Consider the following 22647-nt stretch of genomic DNA (forward strand, 5'->3'; position numbering starts at 1 on the left):
TCAGACGGACTCCTTTGAGGTGGTATTTGCGTAGCAAAGCAGCTTCAGATCACCGGCCGCATCGTGCATTGTCGCGACTAACATCGGCCTGCCAGTCGCATCGGTCAGCGAGCGGATGCGGGCGAGATAGGGTGCGCCAGCCTGTAGCGGCGACAGCACCGTCACGGATAGTCCGGTGGCCGACGCTAGCGGTTCGTCGAAAGCCTGCATGGCGTCTGAGATCGCAACCACTTCGCCTGCATTATTGCCTCGGGTGAGTACGAACTCGCGTTTGACCAGCGTTTCGCCAGCGTGAAGCAGTGCATTGACGTGATAAGTGTCATAGGCGCGGTGCAAGGCAAAACCCTCTCGCGCCCAGACTTTTTGCACGGCATGGTTCCAGATCTGGGTGGATATTTCGATTATTTTTATGCCGCTATTGCTGCATTGCGTCATCGCATGCCTGACCAAGTCGGTGTAAACGCCGCCGCCGGCGTGATCGGGATGGACCGCGTTGAGGACAATCTCGCAGCTACCCGCATCGCGGTCGACCATGCAGCATACGAATCCGACTACCTGTTGGCCGCGACGCGCTACCCAAGTGATTTTTCCAGGTTCGGGGTGGGTGAGGTAGCCGCTCGCCCACTCGATGTAACCCGCGCTGGATTTGGCCGCGTCCAGCAGGGGATTGGCGCTGTAGTGGCTGATGTAGCCGGCGAAAGCCAGCGCCGCGACCTGCTGAAGCCCTTCAAGGTCGGCTCCAGTCGCCTCGGAGATAGTCAGGTCGTGATTACGCGCGGTGCGTGCGCGATGGTCGCTCAGCGCGGCCCGGTAATAGACCAGCGTATCGGCATGGATGGGCGACAAGCCGAGCGCGGCGAGGGGTTGCATGGCGGAAGCCTGCCCGACCGGACTGCGCACAATCGCGATGTCCACTTGCTGCGCTACGATCTCGCGCAGCAGGCGATGCGGATCCGGCGATGCGGTGGCGCCGCGGAATATTCGGTAGGCGAAGCGTCGAGAGTCCGGCTCGGAGAACTTCAGCACTTCGCTGGACTCGAGAGTCAGGCGGTTGTTGCTCAAGCGCGCTGCTCCGAGGAGGTTACTTCTTCGCTGACGATGTAATAAGGCCGGCGCTTGGCGTCGTTGAACAAGCGGCCGATATACAGCCCTGTAATGCCGGTGCAGAAGATGGTGACGCTGCCGATGAGCCATATCGAAGCGACGATGCTGGTGAAGCCGGCAACCGCCACGTCGCCCAACAAGTATCGATAGACGCTGAATGCTACGAAAGCGATCGAGACCAGCGAGAACATCAGGCCGAGTTTCACCACCAGCCGCAGCGGCTTGTCGGAATAAGACAGCACCACATTCAATGCCAATCGAATGAGCTTGCGCAGGCTATAGCTGCTCGTTCCGTGCTGACGCATCGCATGTTCGACGGGCACGGTGGCGGTTCGGAATCCGGTCCATTTGATCATCAGGGGGAAGAATCGGTCCGATTCGGGCATCCGATTGACGGTGTCGATCACCTTGCGACTGAAAATGCCGAAGTTGGCGATGCTGTGATCGTATTTGACTTCGGTCAGGTAGCTGAGCAGGCGGTAAAACGTATAGGAAGTCAGACGCTTGAATGCGGTGTCCTGACGATCGATACGCTGCGCGAATACGATTTCATTGCCGGCGAGTGCGGCATCGAGCAACTTGGGCAGTTCTTCAGGCAAATCTTGCAGGTCGCAATCGAGCACGGCGACCCACTCGCCGCGCGCATGCTCGATACCCGCAGCGATGGCGTAATGCTGTCCGAAATTCCGCGACAGCCTCAGACCGCGTACGTTAGGCAGATGCTCGGCCAGTTCCACGATTCTCTGCCACGAGCCATCCGGGCTGCCGTCGTTGACCAATAGAATTTCCAGCGCCATGCCGGTCGGTAGCACCGCCGCCGTGATGCGATGCACCAGTTCTTCCAGGCAGCCTTCGCACCCGTACACGGGTGAAACCACGGATAGCAGTCCCTTGATAGGCTCGGCGCGCTGGGCAATGGGATTGGCTGCGATCATGAGGTTTGCTTCTTAATAGAATGAATGGCCGGGTAAAACGCGGACGTCGCCCCGGCTTTCAGGCGGATCCGGCCAATGTCGTATCGGGGCGACCAATATCCAGCAATTCTAACGGAGACCGTCATGAGGGAGGACGGGGCGGCGATTCCGCCCCGGCTGGACGCTCTGGAGCCTTTGCTGGGCGATCTGCGGTTGGTCGACTGAATCACGGCCGTCATCCTGCGTCCGACCGGATTCGAGGTATTGCGAAGTTGAGATTCCAGGTGCACTCGCCGGCCCACACCAAGCCGGCTTAATCTCACGCGGCAGTCCGGACATCGCGCAGCCCGGCGCGGGTGGGATGACGGTATTCGTCGGCACGCAGGTTGGCGACGGGTGTGGCGCCGCGAGCAGATGCCCTCGCTAGATGAAAGCCATGCCGTCGAGCCGCGGCATCAATGTAAGCGTCCAGCGCCGCCGCATAGAACCGGATCGCCAATCGCCAGCCAGAAGGCCAAGGGACGCGTGTCACCGTTTCCAGGCAGGGCGGCTGCCGGGGTGGTCTTGAGGCGTACCGCCGCCCCTTGCTTGGGAACCGGCAGTGCGACGTGCGCGGGCGCATCAGGTCGGACTTCGGTTTGCGCCGCCAAATCGCCATCCACCCATAGCTCGATGTGGCGCGGAACGACGGTGCCCAGTTCCAGGTTCAATGAGCAGCCGGAAAGGCCGCCGGCCACCGCAGCGACATGGACGGAGGCGTCGCCCGATGACCATATCAGCGCTCTGCCGCCGCCCTGGTCCTCTCGTACATACCAGCCTTGTCCCAGTGCCATCAACAATGCCGGCGCGGCGGTTTTTGGATTTTTCAAGGCATAACCGGTCTGGGTCCCATCGCTCGACACCACCGTGGTCAGCGGATGGGTTGCGGCGAGCTGACGCAGAAATCCGTCGATCCAGGGGGTGCGATCGCGCTCATCCACGACCACGCCGGTGTAGCCCGCGGAGTCGAACAAGCGCACGGCTTCGCCCGGCGGCTGCGCGACCAGCAGGGATAGCCAGTCCGACGCGGCGCGTCCCTTCATCGCGCCGTAGGTCCAGTGCAGGTCCAGCCCGTGCAACTGGTTGCGAAACTGGGTGTAGTGACCGATCGGGGTGACGGTCTCCGGATATTCGAGGAACGGCAATTGCAGGACGTCGGCGCCGGGTGGAAGTTGTTTGCGCAGGTCGGCCACGAATTTCCGATCGCTGTCGAAGCGAGCGATGGCCGTGGCATTGCGTTCCTTGAGCATCCTGCGCCGGTCGGGCATTTGATCTGGGATCGCGATCAGCACGATCAATACCGCGGCTAGCGGCGCCAGCCAGCGCCGGTTATAAATCGTTGCCGCCAATTGCACGGCACAGGCCAATACGATCAGGGAGGCGTAGCCGATCAGCGGCGAAACGCGGTTGACCGCGCGTATCTCCGGCGAAACGATCAGCGAGAACAGCGTGGCGAAACCACCGATGGTCGCGAACACCGTCATGATCGCGACGGTCATCGCGGCGAACTGCGCCTGCTGCGACAATCGGCGGCGGAATGCGGGAACCAGCAACACCAGCAGCGCCAAACAGAAGCCGGCCGTGCCGATCAGGCCGAGGCCGGCGGTCGCATTCTCCGTGTTGAGCGGCGCCACCGCATCGTAGCGTTCCCTGAGTTTGGCGAACGGCTCGAAGCGATGGCCTTGCACGGGGAGCAGCATCTGGGAGATTTTCAGACCGAACAGCTCGGTTTCCGCGACCGTTCGCACCGCGACTCGGTCGTTGCGGCCGTTCTCCATGCGATACAGCGTCGTGGGCAATAGCTGCACCGTCACGCACAAGACGATGGCCGCGATCGACACCAGCATCCGTCGCAGACTGGAAGCGGCACGAAACTGCAGGTAGCCGAGAATGCCGGCGGCGCCGATCAGCACGCAGGCGAAAAAGCCGAAGTAGATGCCGGTGGTGCCGATCCAGATCAGAATCGCGGTACGCGCCGCGACAGAGGTCCATCGCCACGCCCGGGACCGTTGCGGCGCGTTTGTCGCCGCGGGTAGATACGTCCAGGTCGCTATCAGCAGGGTCAGCGCGAAAGCGGAATAGTTGTTGTAGTACAGATGCTGCTCGCGCAGGAAATGAAACGGCAGCACCGAGAACGCGATGGATACGGCGACCGATAGGGCCACGCCGATGCCGAGCCGCCTGGCTACGGCGAACCCGGCCAATGCGGTCAACGCCACGCCCAACAGGTACATGCGGTTGTAGCGACGGCCGAAGTCGCCAGGCGCCGCGATCGCGTTCGCCATCGCATGATTGGCGTAGTCGGCATTCGGAAAGTCGAGATGATCGGTGCCGATGGGCGCGCCGGCCAAGTCGATGCGCGATACGCTGCCCGCCTTCTGCGCTTCGAGTACGTAGGAATATTGCAGCGAGTCGCCTTCGTACATGAACGGTACGTCCGCGCGGCCGTAGCTCATGCCCACGCCATACCAGCACACGATCATCGCGACCAGAATGGATGTCAGGCAGGCGACGACGTTGGTCGTCGCGATTCGGCCGGGCAGCGGCAAACGGGAAGCGAGGCGATTCATGGATGCAGGTCAGGTGCTCGTTCCGGGGCACCTCCGACGACGGTGGCGGACGACTTGCGTTCGTCGATCACGTACAAGGGCTTGTCCTTGATCTCGTCAAGAATGCGCCAGAGGTATTCGCCGATGATGCCCAGCATGAACATCAGGATGCCGCCGATGACCAGCAACGCCACCATGATGGGCGCCCAGCCGGTGAAAGGCGTGGCGTGCATGCTCCAGGCCACGACGATGACCGCTGCATAGGCGACGCCAAGTAACGCGAAAACCACGCCGCACATCGACATGATGCGGATGGGCAGATAGGAACCGTCGAGCAGGAAGTCGTAGAACAGCTTCATCTTCTTGCTGAAGTTGTACTGCGACTTGCCGACTTCTCGCTTACGCCGCACGTAGGGCAGGTAGGTCGTGGTCAAGCCGGCCCAGATCACGTCGCCCTGGTAAAAACGGTTGCGTCCGCGGTAGCTGAGAAACAAGTCAAGCGCGCGACGGCTCATCAGCACGAAGTCGAAGCCTCCGGCCGGGATGTCCGGGTTGGATGCCCTCAGCGCACCGTAGGCCAGGCGGGAAAAGAACTTGGCGCCGAAGGAATCTTCGCGATCCTCGCGAAACGCCACCACGACTTCCGAACCGGCCAGCCATTTGTCGACCATGTCGACGGTCAGCTCCGCCGGATCCTGCAGGTCGGCCGACATGTTGATGATCGCGTCGCCGCTGGCGTGCCGATAGCCCGCCACGATCGCCGCCAGCTGGCCGAAATTTCGGCTGAAGCGGATGCTGCGGACGTTCTGGTCCAGTCGCGTCACTTCGTCGATCTCGGTCTGCGAGCCGTCCTTGGAGCCGTCGTTGACGAAGATGATTTCGTACTGGTGCGCGGCCAGCGGCCCGCCCTGGTAAAGCGCAACGATCGTCTCCCAGGTGCGCTTGATCGATCCTTCGTTGTGGTAGACGGGAATGACGTAGGTCACCTTGTTCACAACGGGTCTCCCTGCTGGTACGTATCCCTCAACGCCGCGCAGACCCGGGCGATTTGCTCGTCGCTCATGCCGATAAAAAAAGGCAGGCCGAGGATGCGCTCGCCGATGTCGACCGCGACATCCAGTGGGCCGGATACTTCGATATCGCGCAATGCCGGATGAGTGTGCAGAGACGGCGAGTACCAGCGGCGACTCTGGATGCCTTGTTTGGCCAGATGCTCGCTCCAGCGGGCGGCCGACGCTTCGGCCGGCAGCAACACGGGCAGTAGCGGATAGATGCCGTCGACGGGCTTGGTCTGATAGTCGAGGAAGGGGCAGACTCGAGCCAGTGCGCGCGCATAGCGGGCGCTCAAATCGCGGCGGGCGCGCTTGGTTTCGTCCCATTGATCGAACGAGGCCAGGCCGATGGCGCAGTGATATTCGCTCATCTTGCCGTTGGTGCCGATGGAGTCGAGCATGCCGATCGAGGTGTCGATTCCGAAATTCGAAAGCTTGCGGACGCGCTTGATTCGTTCGATCGAGCGCGACAGCACCGCTCCGCCCTCGGCTGTGCCGAAGGATTTGGTGGCATGGAAGCTGTACACGACATCGGTCAGCTCGCCCGGTCGCTGGTTGCCGAAAGCGCCGGCTGCGTCAATCACCACCGGTATCGAGGTGTCGCGAACGAAGGCGTCCCATTCGTCGGTGCGATGCGGGCAAGCGAAGGTCGACACCGGAATGACGGCGTCGACAGGGCCGCGGGCGACGACAGCTCGGGCCAGAGCCGGAGTCAGAAGCCAGCTATGGGCATCCACATCGGAAAGCACGGGCTTCATTCCCACCCGGATCACCGAGGTCACGGTGGCCGCGAAGGTGATCGCGGGAATCAGCACGCGCGCTCCGGGCGGCAGTTCCAGCGCCTGCAACGCGAGCTCCAGGCCAACCGTGCAATTGGAAACGGTAGTGACCTGTTCGGGCAGCCACTGCGGACCCACGTCGGCGGCGATGCGACGTTCGAACTCGGCGTTGATCGGACCGAAATTGGTGTAGTGCCGGTTTTCGTCGATTTGTCGTAAGTACGGCAGCAGGCTGTCCGCTCGCGGCATATCGGGCACAAGCAAAGGAATGATATTCATCGAGTCAACCGGCGAACGAGTAATGCTTGTGGACGAGATAGCTTGCCACCGTCGAGCCCAGGATAAACAACGCCTGGCCGAACAACGGGCTGGTATCGGTTACCGAGGTGAACGCAGGCAGCAAGATGAGGTTTGCCGCGAATATCGCGCTGTTGCTGCCCAGGAACCGCAGGAACTGCGCGCGCCAATCGTCGGCGGTGCGCCGGAACACCAACAGGCGTTGGGCGAGGAACGATTGAGGCAGGGCGATACAGTAGGCGACCAGCAAGGTTGCGGTCGGATGCCATGTCTGCCCGAACAGCAGATGCACGGCCACGAAGACCAGATAGCCGAACAGGGTGTTCCAGGCTCCGACGATCAGGAACCGTTGCTTTTCGGATCGCCAGGTGTGGCGAAGCCACTTCATCGGCGCGCGGTCAACGAGCGGGCTTGAGGCGGGCGGGGCTGCCGACGTAGACGCCGCCTGCTTCCGGCAGATCGCCCACGACCACCGCGCCCATGCCGACGATCGCATCGGCGGCGACGCGGACCTTCTCGCGCAGACAGCTGTTGGTGCCGAAATACGAGCCGGCGCCGAGCAGGCAGTTGCCGCTGATGTTTACTCCAGGCGCGGTGGTCACGAAGTCTTCCAGGTGGCAGTCGTGTCCCACGGTAGTCGACAGGTTCAAGTTGACCTGGCGACCGATGATGACATCGCAGGTGACGATGCTGCCCGCGCAGATGATGCTGCCTTCGCCGACGCTGCTGCTGCGATGGACGCGCGCGTCGGGATGAACCAATGTCGGGTAACGGGTCTGAATCGGCAGCGACGCCTGCATCTTGCGCCTTGCCTGCGGGCTGCCGACCGCGATCACCAAGTCGGTGGCAGATGGATCGAAGCGGCTGATGGGCTGCGTGGCGATGCCCGCGACGACGCGCTCGTTCCAGATATCGTCGCTTTCGTACAGCGCGGTCACGCGATCGCCCAGGCCCATGTCTTCCAGCAGCATCAGGATTTCGCGCGCAAAACCACCACTGCCATAAAGCGCTAGTTTTCTCATGCTGGGGTCTTATGTGCTTGTGCGGCGATGGACGATGTAGGATCGGCTGATGCCATATGACGCCAAGTTGCATTCATAAGCGCGCGCCTGGTGGGCCATCGCGAGCCCACGACCACGCGGAGGCTCGACAGTAATCCGCCGCATTTGTTCATAAGCCGAACTCTAAACAGTCCCCGCCAGCGGGTTCTGGCTGGCGGGGAGTTCGGATCGCGGACGATGGAGATCGTGCAGGCGGATCACCCCAACGCGGTTTCCAGCTCCGGCAACAACTTGAACAAATCCCCCACCAAACCGATATCCGCGATCTCGAAGATCGGCGCTTCGCCGTCCTTGTTGATCGCGACGATGGTGCCGGCGTCCTTGATGCCGGTCAGGTGCTGGATCGCGCCGCTGATGCCGACGGCGACGTACAGCTCCGGGGCGATGATCTTGCCGGTCTGGCCGACCTGCAGTTCGTTCGGGACGTAGCCGGCGTCGACCGCGGCGCGCGAGGCGCCCACGGCGGCGCCGAGCTTGTCTGCGAAGTCGTAGATGATCTTGAAGTTCTCGGCCGAACCCACGCCGCGGCCGCCGGAGACCACGCGCTTGGCGCTCTGCAGGTCGGGACGGTCGGACTTGCCGGCGGCCAAACTTACGAAACGGGTGTGGGTCGGAAGCGTGGCTTCGACCGAAGCCGCTTCGACCGTCGCGCTGCCACCCTTGGCCGCTTCCGGCCACGACGCCGCGCGCACGGTGGCGACGACGGTGTGGTCGCTCGGTGCTTCGACGGTGACGATGGCGTTGCCGGCGTAGATCGGACGCTTGAAGGTGTGGCTGCCTTCGACCGCCATCACGTCGGAGACCTGGGCCACGCCGAGCAGGGCCGCGACGCAGGGCATCAGGTCCTTGCCGAAGGTGGTCGAGGGGCCGAACACGTGGCTGTAGCCCTTGGCCAGCGCGGCGATCTGCGGCGCGAGCACCTGCGCGATCGGCTGGGCGTTGGCGGCATTGGCCACGGTCAGCACCTTGGCGACGCCGGCGATCTGCGCGGCCTGCGCGGCGACGGCGGCCGGGTCGGCGGCCAGCACCACGATGTCGATCGATTCGGGCTTGAGCGCCTGCGCGGCCGACACGCACTTGGCGGTGGCGGCGTTGAGCTTGCCCTCGAGATGTTCGGCGACGATCAAAACCTTGCTCATCACAGCAACCCCTTCTGCTTCAGTGCGGCGACCAGTTCGGCCGCGTCCTTGACCATCACGCCCTTGCTGCGCTTCGGCGGCGGTGCGTAGTGGGTGGTCTTGAGCGTGTCGCCGGTGTCCACGCCGAGGTCGGCGAACTGGATCGTCTCCAGCGGCTTGCTCTTGGCCTTCATGATGTCGGGCAGCTTGATGAAGCGCGGCTCGTTGAGGCGCAGGTCGGTGGTGACCACCGCCGGCAGATCGACTTCGAGCGTTTCCAGGCCGGCGTCGACTTCACGGGTGACCGTGGCCTTGCCGTCAGCGACTTCGAGCTTGGAGGCGAAGGTCGCCTGCGGGCGGCCCCACAAGGTCGCGAGCATCTGGCCGGTCTGGCTGGCGTCGTCGTCGATCGCCTGCTTGCCCAGGATCACGATGTCGGGCTGTTCCTTTTCGATCAGCTTGAGCAGCGCGCGCGCGGCGGTCAGCGACTGGATCGGCTGGTCGCAGACGATGTGCACGGCGCGGTTGGCGCCCATCGCCAGGCCGTTGCGCAGGTGCGGCTGGGCGTCGACGGGGGCGATCGTGGCGACCACGACCTCGGTGGCGATGCCCTTGTCGCGCAGGCGCAGGGCCTCTTCCAGGGCGATTTCGTCGAACGGATTGGCCGACAGCTTGACGCCGTCGGTGACCACGCCGGAGCCATCCGGCTTGACCTGAATGCGGACGTTGTAGTCCACCACGCGCTTGTAGCCGACGAGGATCTTCATCGTGCGGGGATTCCTTGTGGGGGTGTCCGGCCGGGAGCGGCCAAGAACCGCCAATTCTAACGGAGACGGCCGGCGGGCGCAGGTTGCCGGGTCGGCTGGCTGGGGAAGGCGGGATGTGGCGCCGGGCCGGGCGACGGTTGGCCGCAATGGCCCGCTCAGCGCGTGTTGTGGGCGGGAGGGCCGTGGCTGGAATGCCGTGTGACCGCGCGGGGCCAGCGCAAACCGCGACCGCGTTCACGGCTGCGGCGGGGTCTTGCGTCGGGGGCGCGGTCGCCCGCGTCGCGGGCGCGGTATGGTGTCGCCGGCGTGGAGCCTGAGTGCCGCGTCGCGCCAAGGCAGGTGGGGTTGTTCAACCGATTCAAGCCAGGAAAGCTAATGAAGAGGCTGCGCTCGTGAAATATCTCAAGGCATTGTTGGCCACGTTCGCGTTCGTGATCGTGCTGCTCGGGGTGTACGCCCTGCATGTGCGCTACGGCAAGGTCAACGTCGTGCTGTACAGCGCGATCCTGGACGCCGGCATCGCCGCGGCCGTGGTCGGCATCGGCGTGTTCGCGTTAAAGGCGTTCAGCGACTTCAACCGCTTCGAGAAGGTGCAGCTGATCTGTATGTGGATGCTGGGCGGCTACGCCTTCGCGATCTCGGTGCCGACGGTGATCGACCGATCGCTGTCGTTCTACATCCTGGAAAAGATCCAGCAACGCGGCGGCGGCATCCATGCCGATCATCTGCACGATGTGCTGGCCAAGGAGTACATGATCGAACATCGCCTGGTCGACGTGCGCCTGACCGAGCAGTTGCAGTCGGGCACGATCGTGATCGACGAACGCTGCGTGCGCCTGACCGGGCGCGGCCACAATCTGGCCCGTTTCAGCCGGTTTTTCCGCGGCAATCTGCTGCCCAAGCAGCGGCTGCTGATGGGCGAATACTCCGACGATCTGACCGATCCGTTCCGCAACAGCGTCAGCGAAGTGAATTACCGCTGCGGTTGAGCCGGGCGCGCGCGAAGCGCATGGCGCGGCCGGTCAGCGCAGCGTCTCTTCGACGATCACGTGTTGCGCGCCGGTCCAGTCGGCGCCCGGTTCCAGGCGGATCGGTTCGAGAATCCGCGCGGCTTCCACGCAGATGAAATGGCGGTGTTCGCCCGCGCCCAGGTCGGCCAGGCCGGCGGCCAGTTCGGCGCCGGGATTCCACACCACGGTGTCGGCGAACCCCTCGCTTTCCACCCGCAGCATCTGCTCCCCGTCGGTTACCCGCAGCACCCGGCGCGTGCCGGGGTAAATGCGATCGACCTCGCCCTCGAAGCGCAGCGGCGCGTCGGTCGGCTCCACCCGCTCGCCTCCGCGCGCGCTATCGAAGTACGGACGATCCTCCAATCCGTGGACCAGGGTGCCGGCGATATCGGCGACCCGCACGTAGGTGTGCAGGGCGGCGCTGAATTCGAACGGGGCCTCGTCGAGATTGCGCACGCTCAGGGCGATGCGCAGGCGGTTTTCGCCCGGTTCCAGGGCCAGCTCGGTCTCGAACCGGTGCGGCCAGTGGCGGCGCGTGTGCTCGTCGTCGCGAAGGCGGAAGGCCAGGCGCGGCGCGCCCGCGCTGTCCAGCGGCTCCCAGACGGTGGTGCGGGCGAAGCCGTGGCGCGGGCCGTCGCCGCGCTCGCCGAACTGCGGAAAAATCACCGGGACGCCGCCGCGGATCGCCTTGCCTTCGCCGAAGCTGGCGCACGGGCTCAGGTACAGGCGCTCGCGGCCCTGGCAGCGCCAGGACAGGGCGTGGGCGCCGAATGGGCTGGCTTCGATCCGGCCGTCGTCGCCGAGGTTCAGTTGCAGCGGTGGGGCGAGGGTCATGGCTTCCGTCCTTGGAGCGCGTGTGGCGCCGGGTATCGTATTTTAGGGCTGCTGGCGGATACCGCCGGTTAAGTGCCGTGAAGCCGGTTACAAGGGCCTTCGGCTATCCTTGCGTCCCTTTTCCGTTCCGATATCGGGAGCCAGGATGCTTCATCCCGTCGTTCTCAGTGGCGGCAGTGGTTCACGCTTGTGGCCGCTCTCGCGTCAGAATCAGCCCAAGCAGTTCCTTTCGCTGATCGGCGACCACTCGCTGTTCCAGGAAACCATTCTGCGCGCCAGCGCGCTACCCGATACCGGGGCCCCGGTCACGGTCTGCGCCGACGACCACCGTTTCATGGTCGGCGAGCAATTGCAGGCCATCGGCGTGGCCAACGGCGCGATCCTGCTCGAACCGGTCGCCCGCAACACCGCGCCGGCGATCGCGCTGGCGGCGCTGCACCTGGTCGCCAGCGAACCCGACGCGACCATGCTGGTATTGCCGGCCGACCATCTGATCGAAGACGTCGAGGCCTTCCGCGACGCGGTCGCGCGCGCGGCGGTGCTGGCCGATCAGGACTGGCTGGTGACCTTCGGCATCCATCCGGATTATCCGGAGACCGGTTACGGCTACATCGACCGCGGCGACGCCCTGGGCGAGGGCGGCTACAAGGTCGGCCGCTTCGTCGAGAAGCCCGATCTGGCCACCGCCGAGAGCTACCTCGCCGCCGGCACCTATGCCTGGAATTCGGGCATGTTCCTGTTCAAGGCCCAGCGCTACCTCGACGAACTGGCGAGACTGGCGCCGAAGATCCTCGAAGCCGCGCGCGCCGCGTATGCGCAGGCCAGCACCGACCTGGATTTCATCCGCCTGGGCAAGGAGGCGTTCGCCGCCAGCCCGAACGATTCGATCGACTATGCGGTGATGGAGAAAACCGATCGCGCCGCGGTGGTGCCGGTCAGCTGCGGCTGGAGCGATATCGGCTCGTGGTCGTCGCTGTGGGCGGTGGCCGAGCGCGACGACGACGACAACCGTTACGAAGGCGACGTGATCTCGGTCGATACCCGCGGCAGCCTGGTGCGCGCGTCCGACCGGCGCATGATCGCGACGATCGGCGTGGAGGATCTGGTCATCATCGACACGCCCGACGCGACCCTGGTCGCGCGTAAGGATCGGGTGCAGGACGTCAAGATGATCGTCGACAAGCTCAAGCAGGCCGGTCGTCAGGAGCATCTGTTCCACCGCAAGGTCTACCGGCCGTGGGGTAACTACGATTCGATCGACATGGGCGACCGGTTCCAGGTCAAGCGCATCGTGGTCAAGCCCGGCGGCGTGCTGAGCCTGCAAAAGCACCACAAGCGCGCCGAGCACTGGATCGTGGTGTCCGGCGTGGCCGAGGTGACCTGCGACGACAAGGTGTTCGATCTGCACGAAAACCAGAGCACCTATATTCCGCTGGGCAGCGTGCATCGGCTGCGCAACAACGGCAGCGAACCGGTCGAGTTGATCGAGGTGCAGTCGGGCGCTTACTTGGGCGAGGACGATATCGTTCGTCTGGAAGACGTTTACGGGCGTTCGTAAGTCGTTCGTGTCGTGAAGCGCGCGGCAATCGAAAAGACCGGCCAATGGCCGGTCTTTTTTGTGCTGTCGTGGTCGCTGAGCTGTTGCTCGTCATCCCCGCGAAGGCGGGGATCCAGAGGCTTCAGCGGCACCCTTCAATACCGTCATTCCCGCGAACGCGGGAATCCAGTGACTTCAAGCGTTCTCGCACGAAAGGCCCTGGATGTTCGGCTTCGCCGAAGTAAAGCGGACCCCGCCTTCGCGGAAATGACGATAGGAGAGTTGCGACAGGCTTTGGTGGCTGCGCTGACAGGTCGCGGCAGCTTCGTCTGTTTTGTGGAAGGGGCTTCAGCCCCCGACGCCATCCGATCCGAAATTCGCGCGGCCACCGACGCGCGCGACTCAATCCGAAGCGTCGACCGCCAGCAGCTCCGCCAACACCTGCGCGAACCGATCCGCGCTGCCCGGCGCGTGAGCGAAGAACAGCGAAGGCTCGCACAGCTCCAGTTCCAGCAATTGCGGCAGGCCGTCGGCGTCGCGGATCAAGTCTACCCGCGCATACGGCAGCGGTTCCTCCAGATCCAGTCGCGCGGTCATCGCGGTCAGCGCATGCAGCGCGACGGTGCGCTCGTCGTCGCCGGCTTCGCGCGGGTTGATGCGTTCGATCGCGCGCAGGTTCAACGCGTCCTCGCGTTGCAGCATCGCGCCCTTGCGGATGGCATGGCTGAACACGCCGTTGAAATGGATCAGCGCGGTTTCGCCGTCGCGATCGACCGAGGCCAGGTACGGCTGCAACATCGCGCTGCGGCCTTCATCGAGCAGCCGCGCGATGTGGTTGGCGGCGGCGAATTCCTGCACTCGCGCGTACCGCAGCGTATCGCGCGAGCCCGCGCTCACCGCCGGCTTGACCACGAATTCCTCGGCCTGCGGATACGCGAGCAGGAACTCCTGCAACGCCGGCATCGCGTCCATGTCCGGTTCGACGAAGGCGGTCGGCACCACCGGCACGCCGCGTGCGGCCAGGTCGGCCAGGTAATGCTTGTCGGTATTCCAGCGCAGCACCGGCCAGGGGTTGAGCAGACGGCTGACCGCATCGACGCGTTCGCACCAGGCCAGGAATTCATCGAGCCGCTCGCTGTAGTCCCAGGGCGAGCGCAGCAATACGGCGTCGTATCGCGCCCAGGCCACGCTGGGATCGTCCCAGGCGCGGACCTGCGCGCGCAGGCCGTGCGCGGTGCAGGCGGCGAGCAGCGGCGACAGGTCGTCGTCCTGTCCGGCGGCGGCGATGGCGGTGACCAGGACGATGGAAGGCGGGGCGATTGAACTCATGGCGGCAGTCTAACGTCGGCACACAATCAAGGCATTGTCGCGGTATTGCCCGAAAGTCCGCTACGTCCCGGGCCGGCCGCAGGCTAAACTGCGCGCATCCCGAAAAGGAGTTGTCCCATGGCCCAGGCCATCGCCGCGACGCCCACCGGCGCCGCGAAGAGCAAGCTGTACCCCAGTGCGAAAGAAGCGTTGCAAGGCGTGGTGGCGGACGGGCAGACCCTGGCCGTCGGCGGTTTCGGCCTGTGCGGCATTCCCGAGGCCCTGATCGGCGCGCTGCGCGACAGCGGTGTCAAGGGCCTGACCGCGATCTCCAACAACGCAGGCGTCGACGGTTTCGGCCTGGGCCTGCTGCTGGAAACGCGCCAGATCAAGAAAATGATTTCGTCCTACGTGGGCGAGAACAAGGAATTCGAGCGCCAGTTCCTGTCGGGCGAGCTCGAACTTGAGTTCAACCCGCAGGGCACCCTGGCCGAGCGCCTGCGTGCCGGCGGCGCAGGCATCCCGGCGTTCTTCACCCGCACCGGCTACGGCACGGTCGTGGCCGACGGCAAGGAGACGCGCGAGTTCGACGGCCATCATTACGTGATGGAGACCGCGCTCAAGGCCGACGTGTCGCTGGTCAAGGCGTGGAAGGCCGACACCGCCGGCAACCTGGTGTTCCGCAAGACCGCGCGCAATTTCAATCCGGCCTGCGCGATGGCCGGCAAGACCTGCGTGGTCGAGGTGGAGGAACTGGTCGAGGTCGGCGCGATCGATCCCGATCACGTGCATCTGCCGGGCATCTATGTCGATCGCATCGTGGTCAATGCCACGCCGGAGAAGCGCATCGAGCAGCGGACGGTGCGGGCGGGTTGAGTGGGGGTGAAGGTGGGCTGAGCGTTTGCGTTTCGTGGGTGTGGTGTTGATCGCCGCGCTGAAGTCGAAACATTCGTTGCGGCTCTCCCTGTTGCCTCGCTGAAGTCAGCGCCATCGTTGTTGCCGACTCTCTTTCTCGTGGTTGTTTTGGCAGCCACTTTCGAATCAAAGGAACCGCTACTCATGTCTTGGACCCGCGACGAAATGGCGCAACGCGCCGCGCAGGAACTCACCGACGGCGCCTATGTGAACCTCGGCATCGGCTTGCCGACCCTGGTCGCCAATTTCATTCCCGACGGCATCGACGTCTGGCTGCAGTCCGAAAACGGCCTGCTCGGCATCGGTCCGTTCCCGACCGAGGACGAAGTCGACGCCGACCTGATCAACGCCGGCAAGCAGACCGTGACCGCGCGTTCGGGCGCCAGCTATTTCGGCAGCCACGACAGCTTCGCGATGATCCGCGGCGGCCATATCGACCTGGCGATCCTTGGCGCGATGCAGGTCACCGACAAGGGCGATCTGGCCAACTGGATGGTGCCCGGCAAGATGGTCAAGGGCATGGGCGGCGCGATGGATCTGGTCGCCGGGGTCAAGCGCGTGGTCGTGCTGATGGAGCACAGCGCCAAGAACGGCGAACACAAGATCCTGCCCGAATGCACCTTGCCGCTGACCGGCCTGGGCGTGGTCAATCGCATCATCACCGAACTGGCGGTGATGGACGTGACCGAGCACGGCCTGGTGCTGATCGAAACCGCGCCCGGCGTGAGCGACGAGGAACTGCGGGAAAAGACCGGCGTGCCGTTCAAGCGCAACTGAGCGAGCGTTCGCCGAGTGCCGAAAAGCCGCCAAAAGGCGGCTTTTCGTTTTTACCCACGATCGTGCCGGGCGGCCGCGAGCCGGGATGCATTCCTGAGGGCCGTTGCAAGCGCGACGCAGCAAAAAGGCCGCCTTTCGGGGCGGCCTTTTCGCATGTTCGCGGAGATGCGATTACAGATTCTGGTAATTCGGTCCCGCGCCGCCTTCCGGTGTTACCCAGTTGATGATCTCGTACGGGTCCTTGATGTCGCAGGTCTTGCAGTGGACGCAGTTCGCCGAGTTGATCTGCAGGCGCTTGGCGCTGCTTCCATCGGCGCCGGCTTCCTCGACGATCTCGTACACGCCGGCCGGGCAGAAGCGGGTGCAGGGGTTGCCGTATTCCTCGGCGCACTGGGTGATGCAGATGTTGGTGTCGGCGACTTTCAGATGAACCGGCTGGTCTTCGTCGTGCTCGGTCGCGGCGAAGTACACCGAGGCCAGGCGGTCGCGCGGCGCCAGCGTGCGGTCGAGGTAATCGCGCTTGGGCTTTTCGGCCTCGCCGAGTTTCTGCAGCGACGACCAGTCCGGCTTGTTCTTCAAGGTCCACGGCGACAGCCCGCCGGTGACGGTTTCCCAGGCGGCGTTGAGCATGCCGAACCACAGGCCCTTCTTGAACGCGGGCTTGATGTTGCGGACCTTCTTGAGTTCGGCCATCGCCTCGGACGCGCGCAGCTTGGCGTCGAAGCCTTCCGCCGCGAGTCCGGCCGCGACCAGATGCTCGGCGGCGAGCATGCCGCTGCGGATCGCCTGATGGGTGCCCTTGACCTTGGGCACGTTGAGCAGGCCGGCGGTGTCGCCGATCAGCAACGCGCCGGGCATCTCGACCTTGGGCAGCGACTGATAGCCGCCAGTGACGATCGCGCGCGCGCCGGCCGAGACCAGGTTGCCGCCTTCCAGCAGCGGCTTGACCATCGGGTGATTCTTCCATTGCTGGAAGGCTTCCCACGGCTTGTAGTCCGGATCGCGGTAATCCAGGCCGCTGACGTAGCCCAGGGCGATGCGGCCCTTGTCGAGGTGATACAGGAAACTGCCGCCGTAGGTGTGGCTGTCGGCCGGCCAGCCGAAGCTGTGCACGATCTTGCCGGGGCTGACCCGGTCCTCGGGCACCTGCCACAACTCTTTGATGCCGATCGAATAGCCCTGCGGGTCGCTGTCGGCGTCGAGCTTGAAGCGTTTGATCAGCCGCTTGGTCAGATGCCCGCGCGCGCCTTCGGCGAACACGGTGACCTTGGCGCGGATGTCGATGCCGGCGGTGAAGCCGTCCTTCGGGGTGCCGTCCTTGGAGATGCCCATGTCGCCGATGCGCACGCCGGCGACGCGGCCGTCGGGGTCGTGCAGGGTCTCGGCCGCGGCGAAGCCCGGATAGATCTCCACGCCCAGCGCTTCGGCCTGCGGCGCCAGCCACGCGCACATCGCGCCGAGGCTGACGATCACGTTGCCGTGGTTGTTCATGCCCGGCGGCACCGGCAGCTTGCGCCCGCCGGTCTTGGTCAGCAGCCAGAACTCGTCGTCGGTGGCCGGCACGCAGATCGGCGGCGGGTTGTCGCGCCAGTTCGGCAGCAGCGCGTCGAGCGGGCCGGTCTCGATCACCGCGCCGGACAGGATGTGGGCGCCGATGGTGCTGGACTTCTCGATCACGCAGACCGAGATCTCCGGATTGAGCTGTTTGAGCCGAATCGCGAACGACAGGCCGGCCGGACCGGCGCCGACGGTGACGACGTCGTATTCCATGACGTCGCGTTCGATCTCGATGGCTGGCGTGTCGGACGGCTGGACCGTATCGATCGGCTGTTCGCTCATGCTGGCGGTACTCGTGCGTGCAATCCCGGCATTGTCGCGGGTTTGCGCGGGCGGCGCCATTTCAAACGCCGGCACGGTGAACGATTGAGCTGTTTTAAACGGAACGCGGCCGGTGTTTTGGGCCGTGCGCGGGCCGTTTGCGGCGGGATTTCGGCCCGATCCGTTGCCGCTTCAGGCCCGCGACCGGCGCAGGAATCGGATCGCGACGCGCGCCGGACGCGTGCTAGCGTCCGCCCATGGCCTGCACCCGACTGCCGCTGGAAGACGCCGAACTGGCCTACGACCCGCATTGGCTGGACCGCGAGGCCGCCGACGCGCTGTATGCGGCCTTGTTGCAGCAGGTGCCGTGGGAGGTGCATCGCATCCGCCTGTTCGGGCGCGAACACGATTCGCCGCGGCTCAGCAGTTGGATCGGCGACGCCGACGCGCATTACCGCTATTCCGGCGCCGACTTCCAGCCGCATCCCTGGCCGCCTGCGCTGCATGCGGTGCGGCAGCGGCTGGTCGAGGAGCTAGGAGCGCCGTTCAACAGCGTGTTGGCCAATCGCTACCGCGACGGCCGCGACGCGATGGGCTGGCACAGCGACGATGAGCCCGAGCTCGGCCGCGCGCCGTTGATCGCGTCGTTGAGCCTGGGCGCGACCCGGCGCTTCACTTTCAAGCACCGTCGCCGCGAGGGCCTCAAGGGCGAACTGGCGCTCGGCCACGGCAGCCTGCTGCTGATGTCGGGGCCGACCCAGGCCAATTACCGGCATGCCCTGCCGCGCACGGCCAGGCCGGTGGGGGAGCGGATCAATCTGACGTTTCGGATGATCGGGAGGCGGTGAAGGGCGCAGTCCACGAGGTGATTTCGAAGATGCCCGTGTCGCGCGTCGCCTGATACGAAGCGTGCGAAACGCTGCCTCGAATCTGCCGCCACGCTGTCGTCTCATCCTTATCGCAGGCCACTGGAAGGTTCGGCGACGAGGCGGTTGTGGACGCGATCACCGCGCAAATCCACGTCTGAAAGCTGCCGGTACGCTCACTGCCACACGACGGCGTACACGAATATCGGCAGCGCCATGAGACATGCCGTCAGCGCGCAGCGATTGAACCAGTCGCGCCGACGCGGCCACGCAGCGCCGGCGATGCGGCAGCGCGGCCCGTCCGGTTTCGTACGGGTTGTTGATGGCGCCGGACGAGCGCGGCTCAATGCCGCGCGGCGACTCAGCGCTTATGCGTCTTCTCGTGCACGTCGCCCGAGGTCAGCGTCCATCCCGCGATCTCGCCGGTGACCGTTTCCAGCGCGCGCCCGAATGCGTTGACCACGTCCGGCACCGCAGTGGTCGCGGACGGTTGCGCCTGCAGGAAGGTGCGCGAAGCGACGACCTTCTGGTCCGAGCTGTGGATCAGCTTGGCGTTGATCTCGATCGTCGCCGACGGCAGCGCCGCGTCCTGGCCGTAATCGGATTCGAACCGGCGCAGGTCGAGCACGAGCTTGTAGTCCGCGCCGATGCCGCTGCCCTGGCGCGCGACCGCGGCGATCTTGCCGGAATCCTCGAGCGTGCGCAGCAGTGAGTCCTCGATCATGCTACTCGGCAGCTTGGCCCAGGCCGCGCCCTTGTACACCTGGATCTCGTTGCCGCTCGGACGCACCGCGATGCGCAGGCTGTCGATCATGCGCGCGGCGTTGGGCGCGCTCAGCGACAACTGCCAGTTCGCGCTCGGCCAGCTCGGATCGCCCGGCACGCGCGGATCGGGCGCGTACTGCACGGTCGGCGTCTTGGGTTTTTCGCCGAGGATCGATGAGCAGCCGCTCAACGCGAGCGCGGCCAGCAAGGCGGCGGACAGCCAACCGAAGCGACGCACGCGAGCGGAATTCCGAGAAGCGAAACCGCCGCGCGCCGAACCGGCGCAATCCAAATTCTGGTTCATATCCGTCATGCCGATAACCACGCCGTAGTTCTCGCCGCGAGCGGCGCCCACCGATAAGTCGATAACCCGCTTCATTTCGGCTCGAACTCCTTGGTCGCATCGCGTCCCAGCAGATACCGGGTCGGGTTGTTGTCCAGGCGATCGCTGATCCGGCGCAGATCGCGTACCAGCGAACGCAGTTCGCTCAGGGTCGGGCCGAGCTGAGCCAAACCGTCGTTGGCGAAGCTGCCGATCGCGGCGCGGTTGTCGTTGAGGATGCCGTTGGCGCCGGTGGCGGCCGAGTCGAGCTTGGTCAGGGTGCTGTCGAGCTTGTTGATGATGCCCGGCAGCTTGCCGGCGAGTTCGCGGTCGACCGTCTCCACCGCCTTGTTGGTGGTGGCCAGGGTCTGGCTGAGCTGTTCGCTGGATTTCTTCGCGTTGGCGATCAGTTCGCGCAGGTCGCCGCGCTGGTCGGCGATCGAACTGGTCAGCGATTCGATATTGGCCAGGGTGTTGGACACGTGCTTGACGTTGTCGTCGCTGAGCACCTGATCCAGGCGCGCGACCAGGCGGTTGGCGGTGTCGGCGATGTTCTGCAGCGCCGAGGCCTCGGTCTGGATGATCGGGATGTCGCTGCTGCGCTCGGCGTCGGCCAGGCTCGGGCTGTTGGGACTGCCGCCGGTGAGCTGGATGATCGGGCTGCCGGTGATGCCGGTCATCGACAGCTTGGCGCGGGTGTCGGTCTTGATCGGCGCATCGGCCTGCAGGCGCAGCTTGGCGATCACCCGGCGCGGATCGTCCGGCGCCAGGCTCAGCTGCTGCACGGTGCCGACCGAGATGCCGTTGTACTGCACGGTGCTGCCTTCCGACAGGCCGGTGACCGGCTCGTTGAAGATCACCGCGTATTCGCGCCAGCTCTTCTCCGAGGAGTACTTGGCCGCCCACAGCGCGAACAGCAGCAGGAACAGCGTCACGATGATCGTGAACGCACCGATGAGGACGTAATTGGCCTTGGTTTCCATCAGGCACCTTCGAGCGCTAAAGCGGCAGCCGGCATCATGCCAGCATGGGGTAGGTAAACGCGGTGAAATGAATCAGGTTGAGGCCGAAGTGGGCGAGCACCGCGCCGAGCAGGCCGCCCTTGCGGTAGGCCCAGCCGTAGACCACCCCGGCCAGCGTCGCCACAAGCGCGAAGCGCCAGCCGCCGCCGAGGTGGACCAGCCCAAAGGCCATCGCCGACACGCCGGTCGCGCACCACGCGCCGCGTCGCAGCGATTGCCAGCGCCGCTGCAGAGCCTCCTGCAGATAGCCGCGGAACATCGCCTCTTCGGTCAGCGCCACCAGCAGCAGATTGTTGAGTGCCCACAGCGCGCCGAACGCCGGCCATTTCGGTGCCCAGGCGACCGCGTTCATCGCCAGCGCCAAGCCCAGGCACAGCACCGCGGCGAGCAGCGCGCCGATCAGGCCGGCGGCCAGCGAGGCCGCGACCGGCTGCGTGTTCTCGCCCTTGCTCTCGCCAGTACCCTCGCCAGTGTCCCCGCCAAAGCGGCGCAGCAGCGGCCAGCACAGCAGCAGCCAGAACCCGGCCAGCGGCTTGTCGAAATTCAGGTACAGCGACATCGGCACCGCGTCGGGCGTCAGCCGCAGGTCGCTGATGAGTTGCGGGTTGTGGAAGCCGGGCATCAGATGCAGCCCGAGCGCGAACGCGACCAGCACGAACAAGACGTGGCCGGCGACGCGCGCGCCCTTGGCCCGCGCCGGCAACACCAGCCACGCGGCCAGGCCGAGCAGGGCGAACGACAGCAGCGCCAGCGGATCGAATACGCCGCGGATCAGCCCCGCGACGGCGACCACGCCGAGCAGCACGTACACCGCCGAGCGCGCCTTCGGCCACCACAACAGTGCCGCGGCCACGCACAGCACCGCCCAGATCGACACGCTCCACAGCGTATCGGGATGGGCGAGCACGGCGTTCATCGCGCCGGCGCATCCGGCGTCCGCCGACCGGCGTCGTCGACGTTCTTGTCGCGCGCGACCTGCGCGGCGCGCGCGCGCGGGCCGTGGAAGTATTCCTGCACCCACGGGTGATCGATTTTCTCGACCTCCTCGATCGGCGCGCAGGCGATCACCTTCTTGTCGGCGAGCACCGCGATGCGATCGCAGATCGCGTACAGCGTGTCCAGGTCATGGGTGATCAGGAACACGGTCAGGCCGAGCGCCTGCTGCAGGGTGCGGATCAAGCGGTCGAACGCGGCCGCGCCGATCGGGTCGAGGCCGGCGGTGGGTTCGTCGAGGAACAGCAGCGGCGGGTCCAGCGCCAGCGCGCGCGCCAAGCCGGCGCGCTTGCGCATGCCGCCGGACAACTGCGACGGCAGCTTGTTGATCGCATCGGCCGGCAGGCCCGACAGCTTGACCTTGAGCAACGCCAGTTCGTAGCGCAGCGAATCGGGCAGGTCGCCGTGGTACTCCTTGAGCGGCACCTGCACGTTCTCGCCGACGGTCAGCGAGGAGAACAAGGCGCCGTCCTGGAACAGCACGCCGGTGTTGCGTTCGATCTGGCGGCGCATGCGCGGGTCGGGATTGCGCGCGTCGATGCCGAGCACTTCGATCTCGCCGGCGTTGGGCTTACGCAGGCCCAGGATCGACCGCATCATCACCGACTTGCCGGTGCCCGAGCCGCCGACCACGCCGATGATCTCGCCGCGCTTCACGTCCAGGTCGAGGCCGTCGTGAACGACTTGGTCGCCGAATTGGTTGACCAGGCCGCGGATGCGGATGATGAGGTCGTCGTCGGCTTTGCCGTCGACGACGGGATTCGGGATTTGGGATTCGGGATTCGTCACAGCAAGGCTCC

21 protein-coding genes are annotated in these 22647 nt (G+C 65.2%); 5 read left to right on the top strand and 16 right to left on the bottom strand.

All coding sequences use genetic code 11. The features are described from left to right. From AC3A4T_RS11240 to AC3A4T_RS11280, 9 genes are all read right to left on the bottom strand, one after another. Positions 1-1062 carry a GNAT family N-acetyltransferase gene (locus AC3A4T_RS11240; RefSeq protein WP_487675463.1) on the bottom strand — a complete coding sequence of 354 codons (1062 nt, stop codon included), beginning with the start codon at positions 1060-1062 and terminating at the stop codon, positions 1-3. Continuing rightward, positions 1059-2039: a glycosyltransferase family 2 protein gene (locus AC3A4T_RS11245; RefSeq protein ID WP_487675464.1), complete on the bottom strand. Its 981-nt coding sequence runs from the start codon at positions 2037-2039 to the stop codon at positions 1059-1061. The genes AC3A4T_RS11240 and AC3A4T_RS11245 overlap by 4 nt, the downstream gene beginning before the upstream one ends. 434 nt (positions 2040-2473) lie before the next feature. Next, a complete protein-coding gene (locus AC3A4T_RS11250; RefSeq protein ID WP_487675465.1) occupies positions 2474-4627 on the bottom strand; it encodes a hypothetical protein in 2154 nt (717 codons plus the stop codon). Further along, a complete protein-coding gene (locus AC3A4T_RS11255; protein WP_487675466.1) occupies positions 4624-5601 on the bottom strand; it encodes a glycosyltransferase family 2 protein in 978 nt (325 codons plus the stop codon). Before AC3A4T_RS11255 ends, AC3A4T_RS11250 begins: the two co-directional genes overlap by 4 nt. Then, a complete protein-coding gene (locus AC3A4T_RS11260; RefSeq protein ID WP_487675467.1) occupies positions 5598-6716 on the bottom strand; it encodes a DegT/DnrJ/EryC1/StrS family aminotransferase in 1119 nt (372 codons plus the stop codon). The genes AC3A4T_RS11255 and AC3A4T_RS11260 overlap by 4 nt, the downstream gene beginning before the upstream one ends. A 4-nt stretch (positions 6717-6720) precedes the next feature. After that, positions 6721-7122, bottom strand: coding sequence for a GtrA family protein (locus AC3A4T_RS11265; RefSeq protein WP_056105953.1), 402 nt, complete (start codon positions 7120-7122; stop codon positions 6721-6723). 10 nt (positions 7123-7132) lie between these two features. After that, positions 7133-7756, bottom strand: a complete 624-nt coding sequence (locus tag AC3A4T_RS11270) for an acetyltransferase (protein WP_487675468.1) — start codon at positions 7754-7756, stop codon at positions 7133-7135. A 236-nt stretch (positions 7757-7992) separates the two neighbouring features. Beyond that, positions 7993-8934 carry an electron transfer flavoprotein subunit alpha/FixB family protein gene (locus AC3A4T_RS11275; RefSeq protein WP_487675469.1) on the bottom strand — a complete coding sequence of 314 codons (942 nt, stop codon included), beginning with the start codon at positions 8932-8934 and terminating at the stop codon, positions 7993-7995. Continuing rightward, positions 8934-9680, bottom strand: a complete 747-nt coding sequence (locus AC3A4T_RS11280; RefSeq protein WP_487675470.1) for an electron transfer flavoprotein subunit beta/FixA family protein — start codon at positions 9678-9680, stop codon at positions 8934-8936. The genes AC3A4T_RS11275 and AC3A4T_RS11280 overlap by 1 nt, the downstream gene beginning before the upstream one ends. Before the next feature lie 392 nt (positions 9681-10072). Between AC3A4T_RS11280 and AC3A4T_RS11285 the strand changes: the two genes are divergently transcribed. Continuing rightward, complete coding sequence (locus AC3A4T_RS11285; RefSeq protein ID WP_487675471.1) at positions 10073-10669, top strand: hypothetical protein; 597 nt, start codon at positions 10073-10075, stop codon at positions 10667-10669. Between the two features lie 33 nt (positions 10670-10702). On the opposite strand, the gene AC3A4T_RS11290 is transcribed toward AC3A4T_RS11285, so the two are convergent. Beyond that, positions 10703-11524, bottom strand: coding sequence for a D-hexose-6-phosphate mutarotase (locus AC3A4T_RS11290; RefSeq protein WP_487675472.1), 822 nt, complete (start codon positions 11522-11524; stop codon positions 10703-10705). Positions 11525-11669: 145 nt separating this feature from the next. Here AC3A4T_RS11290 and AC3A4T_RS11295 point away from each other — a divergent pair, with 145 nt between their 5' ends. Beyond that, positions 11670-13082 (top strand): mannose-1-phosphate guanylyltransferase/mannose-6-phosphate isomerase, encoded by a 1413-nt coding sequence (locus tag AC3A4T_RS11295; protein ID WP_487675473.1) that lies wholly within the window; start codon positions 11670-11672, stop codon positions 13080-13082. A gap of 381 nt (positions 13083-13463) precedes the next feature. Here AC3A4T_RS11295 and AC3A4T_RS11300 read toward each other — a convergent pair whose 3' ends face one another. After that, on the bottom strand, positions 13464-14390 hold the full coding sequence (locus tag AC3A4T_RS11300; protein WP_487675474.1) for an ATP-grasp domain-containing protein: 927 nt from the start codon (positions 14388-14390) through the stop codon (positions 13464-13466). A gap of 117 nt (positions 14391-14507) precedes the next feature. Between AC3A4T_RS11300 and AC3A4T_RS11305 the strand changes: the two genes are divergently transcribed. Both AC3A4T_RS11305 and AC3A4T_RS11310 read left to right on the top strand, forming a co-directional pair. Next, positions 14508-15245, top strand: a complete 738-nt coding sequence (locus AC3A4T_RS11305) for a CoA transferase subunit A (RefSeq protein WP_046657848.1) — start codon at positions 14508-14510, stop codon at positions 15243-15245. A 183-nt stretch (positions 15246-15428) separates the two neighbouring features. Beyond that, entirely contained in the window at positions 15429-16061 is a 633-nt protein-coding gene (locus tag AC3A4T_RS11310) for a CoA transferase subunit B (protein ID WP_487675475.1), read from the top strand. Positions 16062-16232: 171 nt separating this feature from the next. On the opposite strand, the gene AC3A4T_RS11315 is transcribed toward AC3A4T_RS11310, so the two are convergent. Further along, entirely contained in the window at positions 16233-17900 is a 1668-nt protein-coding gene (locus tag AC3A4T_RS11315; protein ID WP_487675476.1) for an electron transfer flavoprotein-ubiquinone oxidoreductase, read from the bottom strand. A 236-nt stretch (positions 17901-18136) separates the two neighbouring features. Between AC3A4T_RS11315 and AC3A4T_RS11320 the strand changes: the two genes are divergently transcribed. Next, on the top strand, positions 18137-18727 hold the full coding sequence (locus AC3A4T_RS11320; RefSeq protein WP_487675477.1) for an alpha-ketoglutarate-dependent dioxygenase AlkB family protein: 591 nt from the start codon (positions 18137-18139) through the stop codon (positions 18725-18727). A 379-nt stretch (positions 18728-19106) separates the two neighbouring features. On the opposite strand, the gene AC3A4T_RS11325 is transcribed toward AC3A4T_RS11320, so the two are convergent. From AC3A4T_RS11325 to AC3A4T_RS11340, 4 genes are all read right to left on the bottom strand, one after another. After that, positions 19107-19748, bottom strand: a complete 642-nt coding sequence (locus AC3A4T_RS11325) for an ABC-type transport auxiliary lipoprotein family protein (protein WP_487675478.1) — start codon at positions 19746-19748, stop codon at positions 19107-19109. Between the two features lie 137 nt (positions 19749-19885). Then, positions 19886-20815 (bottom strand): MlaD family protein, encoded by a 930-nt coding sequence (locus AC3A4T_RS11330; protein WP_487675479.1) that lies wholly within the window; start codon positions 20813-20815, stop codon positions 19886-19888. 34 nt (positions 20816-20849) lie between these two features. Further along, complete coding sequence (locus AC3A4T_RS11335; RefSeq protein ID WP_487675480.1) at positions 20850-21770, bottom strand: CPBP family intramembrane glutamic endopeptidase; 921 nt, start codon at positions 21768-21770, stop codon at positions 20850-20852. Beyond that, the gene (locus AC3A4T_RS11340; RefSeq protein WP_487675481.1) at positions 21767-22636 is read right to left on the bottom strand and encodes an ABC transporter ATP-binding protein; all 870 of its coding nucleotides are present in this window, start codon (positions 22634-22636) and stop codon (positions 21767-21769) included. Before AC3A4T_RS11340 ends, AC3A4T_RS11335 begins: the two co-directional genes overlap by 4 nt. Positions 22637-22647 lie beyond the last annotated feature (11 nt).

This window comes from Lysobacter sp. Soil_N_51 (assembly GCF_057655755.1).